This is a genomic window from Methylobacterium sp. UNCCL125 (assembly GCF_900116795.1).
Taxonomy (GTDB): domain Bacteria; phylum Pseudomonadota; class Alphaproteobacteria; order Rhizobiales; family Beijerinckiaceae; genus Methylobacterium; species Methylobacterium fujisawaense.
In genome coordinates this window covers 123408-138451 of sequence record NZ_FPBW01000008.1, presented here as the reverse complement: position 1 = coordinate 138451, position 15044 = coordinate 123408, and the positions used below count along the sequence as shown (strand labels likewise).

Here is a 15044-nt window from a genome sequence, read left to right as displayed (position 1 = left end):
CGCGCCGGACGAACGGGATGGCCCAGGCCTGGGCGACGATCGACGGATCCGCGCATTCGGGCTCCTCACGCAACGATCGGGACGGGACGGCCGGCGAATCACGGCGCCCGAAACCGCGGCAAGCTGCCCCAGGGCGCCGGATGGGGCAACCGCGTCCCCACGATTCCGTGATCAGCCCTCCGCCGGCCCGGAATCATCCCGCATGGCGGCGACCCAGAGGGCAGCCCGGGCGAAGGGATCGGGCTCCGCGCCCGGGGGGGCCAGGGCGGCGGCGAGGAAGGCCGAGAGCCGCGCGGCGGTGGCGGGATGCCCCGCCGCCGCGAGGCGCGCCACGAGGTCGGCCCCGCCGGCGCGGGCGTTCGCCGCGAAGGCCCGCCGCCCGGCATGGAGGGCGTTCGCCAGGAGCGCGGCCGCCTCGTCGAGGAGCGTGGCCGGCCCCAGGTCCGGTGCCGGCGGGATCGGGTGGCCGGCGCCGTCCGGGGCGGCGAGGTCGGGCACGACGAGCCGGTCGACCGACACCGACCAGGGATCGCAGACCAGGGCCCCGTCGGCGATCCGCACCGGGCCGGCGACCTGCCGCACCGGTCCCCAGCGCCCCGAGCAGGCGCCCGCGAGGGCGTCCAGGGCGTGCGGCGCGGCGGGGTCGTAGGCGCGGGCGAGATGCAGCGTGCCGCCCGCCTCCGGCAGTTCGACGGCGGCCTGCCACGTCTGGGCGCCCGGTGCCCAGGCCTGTCCCAGGACCGCATCGACGGGGAAGACGTGGAAGGCCTCCAGCCGGTCGCGCGGCCGCAGGAAGGCCGGCGGCCGCTCGGCCAGACGGCGCAGGATCGACGGGACGTCCCGCGCCGCCAGGGGGGCCGGCACGGTCACGCGGGCGTCCCGCGGCAGCAGGGCCGTGCGGCCCTGCGCGCCCCGGCCGAGGGCGAGGAGCCCGTCCGCCCGGCGCCGGGCGACGCTGGTCAGGATCTGGCCCTGGCCGGTGCCCGAGACGGACAGGCCCGATCCCAGGAGCCGCCCGGGCAGGCTGCCGACGAAATCCACCTCGGCCTCGCCCGGCGCGAAATCGCGCTCCAGGGCCAGGAGCGCGCCGGTATCGGTGTCGGCCAGGGCCACCCGGGCGCTGGCGCCGCGCCCGCGGGCGAGGAGCCGGGCGCCCAGGGAAACGAGGCGCGTCCTGCCCATGGCGGTCTCGTAGGGCTGGCCGACGCCGAGGGCGGCCTCCCCGCCCCGGACGCGGCCGAGGAGTTCCGTGGCGAGCGCCAGGACCACGGCCGCGTCGTAGGCGGCGTGACGCCCGGCATAGGCCGCGAGTTGCCCGGCCAGGTCCGCCTCGGCCAGCAGAATCTGCGTGGCGCCCCGCCTCTCGGCCACCCGCCGCAGCCGGACGAGGGCGGCGTCGTGGGCTTCCGGACCGGATACCACCCCGGCCTCCAGCAGGCCGGCGACCACCCGGTCGGCGGCCTCCGCGAGTCCCTCCTCCGCCGGCCCCGCCTCCGCTCCGGCCGGCGCCGCCCCGCCCAGGCGGATCTCGGCGGCGCCCCCGGCCGCCCGGAAGGCGCGGATCGCCAGGGCGACGTGGGCGCAGCCGCCCCCCGCCGCGCAGTCGCAGCGGGCGTAGCCGACCGCGTCGGGCACGAGGAAGCGCACCGTCGCGGTCGGGAGCCGCGCGGCCGGCACGGCGCCGCGCTCCAGCCCGACCGTGATCCCACCCGCCAGGAGGCGCCGCAGCTCCGCCGCCGCCGCGCCGCCGAGCCCCGCCTCGAAGGCGGCGCCGTCGAGGCTGCCGGGATCCCAGGCGACCGCCGCGGGTGCGGCTGGCTGCGCCGGTCCATCCGCGACCGCCGCGGCCCGGTAGGCGACGACGAGGGCGACCCGGTGGCGGCACATCCCGCTCGCCGGGCAGGTGCAGCTGGCCTCGCCCGGGGGCCGGCCGGGGCCGAGTCGCGTGACCGTGCCGTCGGCGAAGCGCGCCTCGACGGTGCCGTCCTCGGCCTCCGCGAGGGCCGGCCCCTGGCCGGCGGCCACCTCGCGCAGCGCGCGCTTCACCAGGCCGGCATTGGCGAGCTGGACGAGGCCGTCATCCGTGAGGGCGCGGAGGTCGGGGCGGGCCATCGCCGCGGCTCAGCTCCGGATCGCGGCGGCGAGCCAGCCGGCGAGTTCGCCGGGCGTCATCGCGGCGATCTCGGCACCGGCCGCCACGAGCCGCTGGGCCATCGCCCGGTCGTAGGCGGGCCGGGCCGCCGAATCGAGGGCCGCGAGCCCGAGCACGCGGGTGCGCTGGCCGGAGAGCGCCCGCACCTGAGCGACCAGGGCGGCCTCGCTCGCCCCCTCGTAGAAGTCGGAGACCAAGACCACGATCGCCCGCTCCGGCGCGGTGATCAGGCCGGCCGCGTAGCGCAGGGCCCCGCCGATATCGGTGCCGCCGCCGAGCTGGACCTTCATGAGCAGCTCGCAGGCGTCGTCGCAATCGCGGGTCAGGTCCACCACCGCCGTGTCGAAGGCGACGAGATGGGTGCGGATGCCGGGGAGCTTCCACAGGCAGGCGGCCATCACCGAGGCGTGGATCACCGAATCGAGCATCGACCCGCTCTGGTCGACGAGCAGGATCACCTGCCAGGGCCGCATCTGCCGCCGGTTCCGAGCGAAGAAGTGCAGCCGCTCGACGGTGATCCGCCGGCTCTCGGGATCGTAGTGGCGCAGGTTGTCGCGGATCGTCCGGTTCAGGTCGAGGTCGCGGGCGCCGGGCAGGCGCGTGTGCCGCCGCCGGTCGAGCACCCCCGAGAACGCCACCGCGAGGTCCCGGGCCAGCCGCTCCATCAACTGCCGCACCACCTCCTGGACGAGCTTGCGGGCCATCACCAGCACGTCGGGCGCCATCAGGTGCTTGGTGCGCAGGACCGCCTTCAGCAGCGTCTCGTTCGGCGCGACCCGGGCCAGCACCTCGGGGTTCGTGACCACGTCGTCGATGGCGTAGAGCTCGATCGCGTCGCGCTCCAGCCGCTCGATGGTCTCGCGGGGGAAGAGCGTGTGGACCGCGTTGATCCAGCCCGGCACCGTCAGGGTCGAGCCCTCGCGGCCGCCCTGGCGCCGCTCCCCCCGCGCCGTGCCGTCGGCGTCGCGGCCGTAGAGCCAGTCGAGCGCCTGATCCATGGCGGCGGCCTCCCCCGACAGGGCGCAGCCGGCCCCCGCGCAGGCGGACTCCGCCGCCTCGCCCAGGATGAGCCGCCAGCGCGTGACGGGGTCGAGGCTCACCGCAGCCGCGTCCCGGCGAGGAGGCTCGGTCCGCGCAGGAGCTCGCTCGCCGTCACCGGCGCGAGCGCGCCGAAGGTCCGCTGGCCCGGCTCCGTCCGGTTGCTCCAGGGCGAGCCGAGGGTCAGGTCGCCGAGGGTCTGCTCCCAGTCCTCGAACTCCACCGCGCCGGTGAACAGGCCCTCCGAGAAGATCAGCGAGGCCTGGCCGGCGGCGCCCCCCGGGAAGGTGACGGCGCGCTCGATCCACCAGACCACACCGCCATCCTGCGGTGACCCGAGGGGCCAGCCCTTCGCGGCCATGCCGCGCAGGCGGTTGGCCTCCACCACGGTCCCGGCGAAGCGGCTCGTGGTCGATGCGGCCGCCTCGGCCTCCGTGAAGGCGTAGGTCTCGCGGGCGAGCTGCGGGAAGGGCTGGACGATCTCGTAGTCGCCGAACAGCGCCCCCCAGGCGGCCAGGGCCCCGGGGTCGAGTTGCAGGGGATGGACGAGGCCGATCAGGCCCGGGGCCGCCCCGGTCAGGTCGAGGTCGAGCGGCGCGTCGTCGGCATCCGTGAAGGTCAGGTCCTCCGCCACCCGGAAGGTCAGGCCCGGGCCGGTCCGCGGGTCGGCATCCGCGAAGGTGGCCCAGACGAGGCGCTGGGCGAGGTGGCGCACGAGCGGGTGTGCGGCGAAGCAGGGGCCGAACACCGTCGGCTGGACCCGGCGGGCGCCGGCGAGCATCGCCTCCAGGCGGGCCACCTGCAGGCTCGCCACGGCCCGCGCGTCCTTCTTCAGGGCACCCCAGCGGGCCACCGCCGCCGCGGCCTTGCCGGCATCGTCGGCCTTGGCGGGCTTGGGCAGGTCCTTGAGCCTCTGGCCGGCGGCGTCCCGGACCCAGGGCTTCAGGGTCTCGTCGAACCCGACCCGGAAGCCGCGGGGGCCGAAATCGAGGTCGAGGCCACCGCGCTCGTCGAGGTCGAGGTCGGGGGCGAGCCGGTCGGCCAGCTCCTCGGGGGTGAGGCCGCGGGCCTCGGCGAGCTGGGCGATCTTCTGCCGGGCCTTCTCCTGGAGCCCCTTGAACTTCAGCTTCTCGGCGATGCCGTTGAGGTTCATCAGCGCGACGTCGGTGCCGATATCGACCAGCACGTCGAGTCCGGTGACCGCGCGGGCGTGGGCGGCCTCGCCGGGCCAGCGGCGGATCAGGCGGGTCAGGTCGCGGGCCGTGGCGTCGGTGCCGAACCAGCCCAGCGCGCGCAGGGCCCAGCCGTCCTTCGAGGGCGTCCCGGCGGCGATCCAGGCGGAGAACAGGTCCCACGCGAAGGCCGCGAGGCTCGCCTCGGTGCAGGCCTCGCGGACCATCGGCACGCCGGCATAGACGGCGTCCGGGTTGGTGAAGGACAGCATCTCGCAGAGGGTCAGGATCGCCGCGTCCGGCAGGGCGGTCCCGTCCCGCAGACGCGGGCGGGTCAGCATGGACGGCACGACCCAGGCGGGCGGCTTGCCGACCTTGGCGGGGACGCGGTCGAGGGGATCGCGGTCGAGCACCTGCGCGACCGCCTCTGTCACGTCCGGTGCCTGGTCCGCGTAGCGCGCGGCCACGGAAGTGATGATGGCGCGGCCGTCCGCCCGGTCCTGCGCCAGCACGCGCAGGGCGTGCTCGCCAGCGTCGCGCAGCGCCCCGGGCCGGCCCACGGCGTCGGGCAGCAGGCGGATGAGGGCGGTCTCGGGATGGCGGCGCAGCCAGGCCAGCGCCGGCTCGCGGGCCTTCTTGAGCTTCGTGAGGGCGCGGGCGGCAGGCACGGCGAGACGGCCATCGTCCACCGCCAGGACCGCCGGCAGGAGCCCGACCGGATCGGCCTCGACCAGCCCGACGAGGCCCGGCATCGCCCGCTCGCCGAACCGCGCCAGCATCGCCCACACGATCTCCGGCCATTGCGAGACGTGGAAGCATCCCGCAACGACGCGCGACTGGGCCCAGAGGGCGAGCGCCAGGGGCTCGGGCTGCCGCTCCAGGCTGCCGACCAGTTGGCGATAGGGCGAGTTCGCCCAGTAGCGGCAGGCCTCGTCGATCTGGGCGACGCGGGCGGCGACCCAGGCGATCAGGGCCGGCGGGTCGTCGCGCGGCGGCTCGGAGAGCGCGGGCGGGATCCGGCTCCAGCCCTGCGTCGGATGGGAAAGCTCGGTGGCCGCCACGAAGGCCGACAGCGCCTCCGGGCCGTCGAGGGTCACGGCGTTCCGCGCCCGCCAGTAGCTCGGGGCGACCTCCGGCACCGCGTGCGCGAACGGCGTCGGCAGCGGCGCGAGGGCGAGGACGAGGTCGTCCCGGGTCCGGGCCTTGGCCCGCCAGGGCGGATCACGCAGCACCCGCGGCCAGGCGGCGGGCTCCGCCAGGGGCACGGCGCGGGCCTCCGCCAGGGCATCGAGGATGCCGGCCCCGCGCCCGCCCGACGCCGCGAGCCAGCCGCGGACCGTGTCGAGGCCGTGGATATCGAGCGCCCGGTTCACCCGGGCGCGCAGGGCCGGCTCCGATCGGCCGCCCGCGAGGGCGGCGAGGCAGCGGGGCAGGATCGCGGCGGGATCGGCCTCCAGCGCCGCGTCGAGGGCCGCCGCGACGGGCTTCTCGTGGAGATGGGGCAGCAGGGCCGGCAGCGCGCCGGCCTCCCCCGTCGACAGGATCGCCAGGGCGACCGTCCGGCGCTGGTCGTCGGTGGCGTAGTGCAGCAGCCAGTCGAGGGACGGCAGCGCCGGCTGCCCGGCGGCGCGAGCGACCGCCAGCAGGGTCGCGGCCGCCTCCCCCGCGTCGACGGCGCAGTAGACGAAGTAGAAATGGTAGCTGCGCTTGGTCCGCCAGGGCGCCACCGCGTCCGGCGGCGCATCGGCGAGCAGCGGCACGAAGGCCGTATCGGCCGTCACGTCGATCCCCGCGGAAGCGGCGGCTTCGAGCACGGCGCGGGGCTGGAGCGGGTGCGGGGCGGGCCGGTCGTCGGCCAGGATGAACGCGCAGGCGCAGGCCGCCGGCCAGTCGTGATCCTCGGCGATCCGCGCATTCAGGAACGCGACCGCGGCGTCGTAATCGGCCTCCGGGGCGTGCACCAGGGCGGCCCGCAGGGCGAGGTGGAGCGGCTCCGCCCAGGACAGGCGCTGGTAGGGGCGCGGCGTCTTCGGGGTCGGGCGGCGCCGGTCGGCCAGCCGGGCGACGGCCTCCGTCCCGCCCCGGGCCACGGCGTAGCGAAGGATCGCCTCCAGCGCCCGCCGCAGGATGGCGTCGCCGGTGGCGGCCCGGGACGGATTTCCCTGTCGGCGCGCCTCCGCGGCGTCGACGATCGCGTCCAGCCAAGCGGCGAGGCCGTCCCGGTCCGGCGGCGCCCCGGCGAGGCGCGCGGCCTCGGCATCGCCGAGCGCGGCCGCCAACGGCGCCGCGATCGCCCGCCAAGCCTCCGCCGCGTCCGGGCACGGACCGGGGCGCAGGCGGGTCGGCAGCGGCACCGCCTCGAAGACCGCGGCCGGGGCGGGGGGCAATGCGGGCTCCTGCGCGGCCGGGTCCGGGGCGGGCTCGGCCGCCGCCGGCGGAGCCGCGACGGGTGCCGTCTCGTCGGTGGCCGTCACGGTGGCCGGTTCGGCGGGGATTTCAGCGGCGCTCTCCGGTCGCTCAGCCGTCCCGGACGCCTGAACCGCATCCGCGGTCCGAGCCGGTGCGGCCGGGGCGGCGGCGGGTGCGGGAGCCGATCCCTCGGCGCGGACGTAGCCCTTGGTGGTCTTCTCGCGGACGAGCTTGTCCTTCTCCTTCACGGCCGCGGCCGCATCGGCGCAGGTCTTGTCCTTGCTCTGGCCCTGGGTGCCGAGGCGCCCGAAGCGGACGGTGAGCGTCGGGCCGGAGACACCGACCTCCCAAAATTTGGCCGCGCTGCCCTCGACCAGCTCGTAGCGTTCCATGGGCTGTCTCCCTCTCACGCGTCGCCGGCGGCGGCGAGCAGGCTCGGCGTGCGCAGGACCTCGCTGGCGGTCACCGGATCGAGGTCGCCGAACCGGTGGGTCGCCGCGGCGCGCCAGCCGGTCTCGGACAGGGTCAGGCTCCGCAGCGTCTGGATCCCGTCATCCTCCGGGCCGGGCCGGTGCCAGAACCCGTCCTCGAAGCGCAGGACCGCGACGAGGCGGGTTCCGTCGGGCAGCGCGACCGGCCGCTGCACCGCATGGACGTGCTCGCCACCGGTGTCGGTCGACCAGCCCTGGGGCCGCAGGCCGCGCAGGCGGCGGCCGCCCACCCGGATTCCGTCGAAGCGCAGGGTCTCGGCGCCGCCCCGCTCGGCCTCGGTGAACGCGAAGGTCTCGCGGGCGAGTTGCGGGAAGGGCTGGGCGATCTCGTAATCGGCGAACAAGCCGCTCCAGGCCGCCAGCGCTTCCGGGTCGAGGTGCAGGGGATGGACGAGGCCGACCACGCCCTCGGCCGCCGCGACGTCGAGGGCGAGGGCGTCGTCCGCGGCGTCGGTCGGCGAGAGATCCTCCGCGAGGCGGAAGACGTGCCCCGGCGGCGTCGCGGGCGCACCGTCCGGATAGAACCCCCAGACGAGGCGCCCGGCGAGGTGGCGGATCAGCGGGTGGGCGGCGAAGAACGGCCAGAACACCCCGGGGGCGACGCGGCGCTGGGACGCCAGCATGGCCTCGAGCCGGGTGACCTGCAGGCCGGCGGCGGCTTCCGCGTCCTTGCGCAGGGCCGCCCAGTGCCGGGACGCCGCCTTGGCGGATTCGGGATCGTCCGCCTTGGTCGGGCGGGGCAGGGCGGCGAGCCGCCGGCCCTCGGCGTCGCGCAGGACGGGCTTCAGCGTCTCGTCGAAGCCGACCCGGAACCGGCGCTCCCCGAAGGACAGGTCGAGCCCGCCCCGGGCGTCGAGGCCGAGATCGGGGGAGAGCCGGTCGGCGAGGTCGACCTCGTCGAGGCCGCGCGCCTCGGCGGCGTCGACGATGGCGGCGCGGGCAGCCTCGCGCAGTTGCAGCAGCGGGCTCTTCTCGGCGATGGCGCTGAGGTTCATCAGCGCCACGTCGGTGCCGATCCCGGCGAGCACGGCGATGCCGGCCCGGCCGCGGGGCTTCAGGCCGGCCTGCCCCCAGGCGCGGATCTGACGGGTGAGGTCGCGGGCGGCGTGGTCGCTGCCGATCAGGGCCAGCGCCTGCAGGGCCCATTCCCCCGTCGCCTTGGCGCCGGCGGCGATCCAGGACTGGAACAGCGCGACCGCGAAGGCGTCGAGGCTCTCCGGCGTGCAGGCGGCGCGGACCTGCGCGACGCCCGCGTAGGGCGTCAGTGGGTCCGAGAAGGCGAGCATCTCGCACAGGGCGGTGACGGCGGCGTCGGGCAGGGCGCCCCCGCTCCGCAGGACCGGGCGGGGCAGGGCGGCGGGGACCACCCAGTCGGGGAGCTTCGGCGGCTTGGCCGGCACCTGCTCCAGCGGGTCGCTGTCGACCCCGGCGGCCACCGCCTCGGTCACGCCGGGATCCCGCTCCGCATAGGCCGCGACGGCGGCGTCGAGGGCGGCGCGCCCCGCGGGCTCGGCGGCGAGGAAGCGCAGGGCCGCGTCGGCGGCGTCGCGGTCCGGGCCGGCGGGCCCGAGGGTCTCGGGCAGGAGCCGCAGCGCCGCGGTGCGGGGATGGGCGCGCAGCCACGCGGCCGCGGCCGGCCGGAGCTTGCGGGTGCGGTGGAAGACCCGGGCGGCGACCGGGGCGAGGTCGGCGGCGTCCACCGGCTCGACCTCCGGCAGGAGCTGCGCCGGATCCGCCGCGACGAGGCGGACGAGGCCGGGCACGGCCCGCTCGCCGAAGCGGGACAGCATCACCGCGATGGTGCGCCGCCACGCCACGTAATGGGCGCGCTGCGGCCCGGTCTTCTCCCACAGCATCAGCGCCAGGGGCTCGGGCTGCCACCCGACCATCCGGAACCAGGGCCCGTAGTTGAAGTAGAAGAAGCCCGTAAACTGCTCGCGGGTGAGGTCGAGCCGGCGGTCGAGCCAGGCCAGGGCCGCCGCGGGATCCGCGTCGGCGGCGGGCACGGGCTCGGCCGGCGGCGGGATCGGCATGTCGTAGAGGGCCTCCGCCTCGGTGGCGCGGATCCGCGCCGCGAGGTCCGTCATGGCCTCCACCAGCGTTCCGGCCTGGAAGTAGAAGGTGCTGCGGTCGAGGGCCTGCTCGGGGTCGAAGCCGTGCGCGAAGGGCGTCGGGATCGGCGCCACCACCCGTTCCGGCCGGGCGCGCGCGGCCCCGCGCCGCCGCCAGGGCGGGTCCCGGAGCACGGGCGGCAGGGCCTCCGGCGCCGCCTGCGGCCCGCTGCCGGCGGCGAGCAACCGGTCCAGGCGCCCCGCGCCCCGGCCCCCGTCGGCCGCCGCCCAGGCGCGGGCGGTCTCATGTCCGTGGCGCTCGGCGAGCGTGACGACCCGCGGGCCGAAGGCGGGCTCCCCCTTGCCATGGAGCGCCCCGAGATAGGCCCGCAGCATCCAGTCGGGGAAGGCCGCGTCTGCGGCGTCGAGGGCGTCGCGGACCAGCTTGGTGCCCACGAAGGGCAGGAGGGCGTCGAGGGCGTCGGCGGCCCGGGTCTCCAGGAGCGCCCGGGCGATGAGCGTGCGCTCGGGGCCGACCGCTCCCTCCAGGAGCCAGACGAGGGCGGGGGTGGCCGGCTCGCCGGCCGCGTCGGCGACGGCGATCACCGTGGCGGCGGCCTCCTCGGCCCCGACATCGCAGGTCGCCAGGGTCGCCCGGTGGAACGGCGCGGCGTACCAGGGCGCGGCCTGGCTCGGCGGCACGTCGACGATCAGCGGCAGGGCGGCGTGGGAATTGCCGTAGGCCTTGGGATCCGGCGGGTCGCAGCGCCCAAGCACCGCGCGGGCGCAGAGGGCATGGTCGGCGCCGGGCCGGTCGTCCGCGAAGACCGCCGCGAGCCAGCGGGCGAGGGTCGGCTCCGGCTCCGCGGCGGCGAGCCGGAGGGCCGCCTCCAGGGCCGCCGCGTATTCCGTCTCGGGGGCGGCGGCCAGGGCGGCCCGGACGCCGAAGGCGGTGGGCATGTCCCAGGCCGAGACCGGCAGGGAGCCGTACCGGCCGGAGGGGCGGGGCTGCAGCCGGTCGAACAGGGCCACGAGCGTCCCGGTGCCGGAGCGGGCCACGAGCCAGCGGGCGAAATGGGTGAACGCCGCCCGGGCCGCCGGCCCCTGCGGTCCGGGCTTGGCACCCCAGAGGCGCTGGTTCAGCGCCGGGCAGGCCGCCTCGAGCTGCTCCAGCCAGTGCCGGGCCGCGGCGTGGTCGGGGGCCGGCGGCGCGCCGTCGAGCCGGGCGGCGAGGGCCTCGGCCGGCGCGCGGGCCTCGTCGGGAGCGGTTTCCAGCAGCGGGCGGATCCGCGCCGCGAAGGCCGCCCAGTCGGCGGCGGCGTCGAGGGGCGGCCCGGGGCGGGTGCGCGTGGGCAGGGGCGTGCCGGAGAAGATCGGGGCGCCGCCGGTTGCCGGGGTGCAGCGCGCCTCCGCCCGGGCGGCGGGGGCCGGCGAGGCCTCGGCGGCTTCGGAATCGGCGGCCCGGGCAACCGTGGCCTGGGCAACCGTGGCCTGGGCTGTCGCCCCGGCGGCCGAAGCCGGTGCGGCGTCGCCGGCCGGGCGATAGCCCTTGGCGGTCTTCTCCCGCACCAGCCGGTCGAGCTCGACCCGAGCCGCCTGCGCGCTCGCGAAGCTCTTGGTCTTGGACTGCCCCTGCGTGCCGAGCCGGCCGAATCTCACGATGAGAACGCTGTCCTCGGTCCCGGCCTCCCAGAACTTCGCCGATGATCCCGCCGTCAGCTCGTAACGCTGCATGCAGTCCTCTCCCCGTGGCGCGGCGGTAAAATTTTCCTTGTCGCGTCTCAGGTCAACCCGTAGCGGGCGAGCCGCGCGGCGACCCGCGCCTCGCGGGCCAGGGCCTCGGCCTGATCGGCCGGGCGGGCGCGCTGGCGCATCCAGGCCAGGGCCTCGACCTCGGCCCGGGCCTCGCCGAGGCCGCTCCGGCGCAGGATCGCCACGGCGATGCGCTCACGCTCCCGGGGCGGGAACCACGCGAAGGCCATCCGCAGGGACGGCAGCGCCCGCAGGAAATCCTCATCGCCCCAGGCGGCCACCAGCCCCTCGACGGAGGCGAGGGTGGCGTCGGCGGCGATCTCCTCGCGGGCGAGGGCGAACAGGCCGGCGAGGAAGTCGCCCAGCGTCGCGGGCAGGCCGAAGCGGCGCAGCCGGGACAGGGCGGCCTCCGGATCCGAGCCGGCCGCGCCGCAGGCGACCCGGAAGCCGAGGGCCGCCCCCGCGAGGGCCGGGGGCGTCTCCGGGTCGGCGAGGCGCCGGCCGAGCATGGCGGCGAAGGGCCCGCGCAGCTCGTCGAGGCCCGCAACCTCGGCGCCGACCTCGCGGAACAGGTCGCGGCAGGCGAGGAGCAGCGGGATGGCGCCGAGCCCCGCGCGGGGCTCCCGGATGCCTTCGACGACGAAGAGCGCCCGGGCCGCCAGAGCGGCGCAGAGGCGGGCGAGGGCGGGCCGCGAAGGCGCGAAGGCGTCGCCGAACCGGTATAGCCGCACGATCCCGGCCCCGGCGGCGCCCAAAGCGGCCACGTCGTGTGCCGCCGCGATGCCGGCGCTCAAGCGGGCCAGCAGATCGCCCTCCAGGGTCAGCCCGGCGAACAGCGCGTCGGACAGGGCCCCGGTGAGAACGGCGAGGGAATCCGGCGCCGCCTCGACCCGGGCGGAGATCCGGGCGGCGGCGGCCATCTCCAGGGTGCCGCCCCAGAGCGAGGCCTCGATCAGGGCGCCGAGCCAGTGCGGGTGGCGCACGAGCGTGAAGCGCTCCCGCGGCAGGCCGGGCTCGGCGCGGTCCGGCCCCTCGCGGGCGATCCCCGGCAGCCCGAGCAGCGCCAGCCGGTGCAGCAGGTGCGCCCGCGCCCGGTCGCCCGGTTCGGCCCAGTCGAGGTCGATGCTGCGGCGCGCCGGCCCCGGCTCCAGATCGGCGGCGCGCAGACGCTCGGCGACGTCGGCCACGAGGGGCGGCTGCCGGGTGCCGGGAGCGAGGCGTCCCTCGCGCCGGCCGGTGAGCGCCCGCAGCATCGCGGCGAGCGCGGGGTGGCCGGGCGCGGCGCCGCCGGCCGCCCAGGCGGGCGGGCGGTCGAGGGCGTCCTTCACCAGGGCGGCGAGGGCCGCGTCGATCAGGTCGGCGCGCAGGATCGCCGGATGGGCGCGCAGCCGGGCGAGGGCCTCGGCATGGACCCGCCAGGCGATGCGGTCGGCGGTGGAGACGACCTGTCCGGCCTCACGCAGGGCCGCGGTGATCGCCGTCATCGCCCAGTCGGCCGCGGGGGCGAGGCCCGCCTCGGCCACGCGCTCGTAATAGCCCGGCGCCGGCATGCCGGCCGCGTAGCCCGAGAACCGGTCGAGCCGGAGATAGGCGTAGGGCACCACGTAGCTGCCGGTGCGCAGGTCCGGCTCCGGCGGCGCCGGCTCGGGCCGGGTCCCGTCCGCCTGCGCGGCGTGGCGCCGGACGGCGTCCGCGTGCCAGCCGCCGCAGACGAGGACCACCGGCCGGTCGCCGGCCGCGCGCAGGGCGTGGGCCGCGTAGGCGCCCATGAAGCGCTCGCGGGCCGCCTCGGCGGGATCGTCCGTGCCGGGCGGGCGCAGCAGGGCGAAGTAGCGGTCGAGCCGGGCCGGCAGCTCCGCCTCGGAGGCCGCCTCGGCGAGGACGTCCCAGAGGGCGTCCTGGTCGGCGACGCCGAGGGCGGCGGCCAGCGCCCGCTCGGCGGCCTCGGCGCGGGCCCCGTGCGGGTCGGCGTAACGGTTGGCGCGGCGTCCGAAGGCCGGGTCCCAGGCCGGCAGGTCGCAGAACAGCGTCTGCGCACCCACCGCCCGGCCCGCCTCCAGCGCCTGCCATTCCGGCGAGAAGGCGCAGAACGGCGTGTAGGAGGCGGCGCTGCCGGTCGCATCCGCCCGGAACGAGAAGATCGCCACCGGCAGGTCGTGGCCGAGGGCGAGGTCGGGCAGGTGCGAGTTGAAGTCCACCGGACCCTCGATCAGCACGAAGGCCGGCCGCAACGCCGCGATCCTGCGCCGGACGAGCCCGGCGCAGGCCGGGGAATGGTGGCGTACGCCGATGACGGTCAGGCGGCCGGAATCCGGCGCGGGACCGCTCATTGCGGGGTGAGGAGGTGCCGCGCCGCGTAGAGCTGGCGCCACGCCGCGCCGGAGCGGCGGCTGACGCGCTGGTCGAGATAGCGGCGCAGGCGGGCGAGATCCTCCGCGTCGTCCTTGGCGGCGGTGCCGGCGAGGCAGGCGACGATGTCCTCCGGCTGGCCGGCATCGCCCCGCAGGAAATGGCCCTTCACCCCGATGGCGTGGGCGACGCTGACCGCCTCCGCGGTGCTCATCACGGAGGAGAGCCGCTCCATGCCGGTGCCCTCCGTATCCACGGCCTCGCGCAGCTCCCGGAAGCAGGTCACGAGGAGTTCGAGCACCTCCGGATCCGGGCTGCGGGGCACGCCGGACCGGGCCAGAAGCGCGGTGGCCTCGCGCTGCACCAGGGCGAGTTCGGCCTCAAGATCGGCGATCGGGAACACGGTCTCGAAGCCGAACCGGCGCTTGAGGGCCGCCGACATCTCGTTCACGCCCCGGTCGCGGGTGTTGGCGGTGGCGATGAGGTTGAAGCCGTCGCGCGCGTAGACCATCCCGTCCGCGCCGGTGAGTTCCGGCACGGCGAGCACCCGGTCGGACAGGACCGAGAGCAGGCTGTCCTGCACCTCCAGCGGGCAGCGGGTCAGCTCCTCGAAGCGGACGATCCGCCCCGCGCTGAGGCCGGTATGGAGGGCGCCCGGCACCAGGGCGCGGGGGCTCGGCCCCTCGGCGACGAGCAGCGCGTAGTTCCAGCCGTAGCGGATCTGGTCCTCGGTCAGCGACGCACCGCCCTGGATCGTCAGGGTCGAGCACCCGCTGATCGCGGCGGCGAGGAGTTCCGAGAGCAGGCTCTTGGCGGTCCCGGGCTCCCCGATCAGCAGGAGGGCGCGCGAGGTCGCCAGGGTGACCATGGCCCGCTCCACCAGCGCGGGCGCGCAGACCACCTTGGCGGGGGTCGCGCCGTCACCGCAGATGAAGCGCCGCACGGCCTGGAGCGAGAGCTGCCAGCCGGGCGGCCGCGGCGCCGAATCCTCGGCCCGCAGGCGGGCGAGTTCCGCAGCGTGGACGTCCTCGGCCGGGGGTCTCTGACGCGCCTCGCGATCGCCGCCCGCCCGCACCGCCTTCGCCATGCACCCGTCCCCTGCCGTCGCGCCGATCCTGTCGGCGTGTCCTGCGATCGGCAGAGCATGCCCCGGCACGGGCATGTCTCTCAAGCGCCTCCGAGCATCTCCGAGCATCTCCAAGCATTGGTGGCCCGGCGCATGCGTCCGGCCGGCCCGCACGGCACCGGACGGGCCAGAACGGATGTCTTTCCGAGAGCGCCTACATCGACACCAAGCACAACGTCAGGATCGCGATCTCGAAGACGATCCAGCCACCGAAGACGACGACCAGCTCCCAGTCGGTTCTCTCTTTGGTCTTGGCCAAAGCGTACATGCTCGACCTCCTCGCGCAGCCCGAGAGGCCACAAGCGAATTCAGTCACCACGATAGGACGCGACGTATACGAATATTCAATCAGATTCTGCCGTGGATTGCAATTGTTCGAACCCGCTCAAGCCCGAAGATAAATCAATACATCACTCCGCGAAACGCGCGCCGCGCCTTCTCGGACGCGGAAATATTGCATCGCAGCAAGTATTTCCCCGCAGGCCCGGCGCTCGCGCAACCCCG

6 protein-coding genes are annotated in these 15044 nt (G+C 76.6%); all 6 read right to left on the bottom strand.

The genetic code is table 11. The features are described 5' to 3' along the window. Positions 1–171 precede the first annotated feature (171 nt). The 6 genes from BM396_RS10030 to BM396_RS10005 are packed head-to-tail and all read right to left on the bottom strand — an operon-like array spanning position 172 to position 14501. Positions 172–2112 (bottom strand): SWIM zinc finger family protein, encoded by a 1941-nt coding sequence (locus BM396_RS10030; protein WP_043382328.1) that lies wholly within the window; start codon positions 2110–2112, stop codon positions 172–174. A 9-nt stretch (positions 2113–2121) separates the two neighbouring features. Continuing rightward, positions 2122–3252 (bottom strand): VWA domain-containing protein, encoded by a 1131-nt coding sequence (locus tag BM396_RS10025; protein WP_043382325.1) that lies wholly within the window; start codon positions 3250–3252, stop codon positions 2122–2124. Further along, entirely contained in the window at positions 3249–7163 is a 3915-nt protein-coding gene (locus tag BM396_RS10020; protein WP_043382323.1) for a DUF4132 domain-containing protein, read from the bottom strand. The genes BM396_RS10025 and BM396_RS10020 overlap by 4 nt, the downstream gene beginning before the upstream one ends. Before the next feature lie 14 nt (positions 7164–7177). After that, positions 7178–11047 (bottom strand): DUF4132 domain-containing protein, encoded by a 3870-nt coding sequence (locus tag BM396_RS10015; protein ID WP_043382321.1) that lies wholly within the window; start codon positions 11045–11047, stop codon positions 7178–7180. A 47-nt stretch (positions 11048–11094) separates the two neighbouring features. Next, complete coding sequence (locus BM396_RS10010; RefSeq protein WP_043382318.1) at positions 11095–13395, bottom strand: DUF5682 family protein; 2301 nt, start codon at positions 13393–13395, stop codon at positions 11095–11097. Then, entirely contained in the window at positions 13392–14501 is a 1110-nt protein-coding gene (locus BM396_RS10005; protein WP_043382316.1) for an ATP-binding protein, read from the bottom strand. The genes BM396_RS10010 and BM396_RS10005 overlap by 4 nt, the downstream gene beginning before the upstream one ends. Between the last annotated feature and the right edge of the window lie 543 nt (positions 14502–15044).

What these genes read in the sequence shown, in the direction of transcription:
- BM396_RS10030 (WP_043382328.1), bottom strand. Translation starts at nt 2,112, where the DNA reads ATGGCCCGCCCCGACCTCCGCGCCCTCACGGATGACGGCCTCGTCCAG.
- BM396_RS10020 (WP_043382323.1), bottom strand. Translation starts at nt 7,163, where the DNA reads ATGGAACGCTACGAGCTGGTCGAGGGCAGCGCGGCCAAATTTTGGGAG.
- BM396_RS10015 (WP_043382321.1), bottom strand. Translation starts at nt 11,047, where the DNA reads ATGCAGCGTTACGAGCTGACGGCGGGATCATCGGCGAAGTTCTGGGAG.
- BM396_RS10010 (WP_043382318.1), bottom strand. Translation starts at nt 13,395, where the DNA reads ATGAGCGGTCCCGCGCCGGATTCCGGCCGCCTGACCGTCATCGGCGTA.
- BM396_RS10005 (WP_043382316.1), bottom strand. Translation starts at nt 14,501, where the DNA reads ATGGCGAAGGCGGTGCGGGCGGGCGGCGATCGCGAGGCGCGTCAGAGA.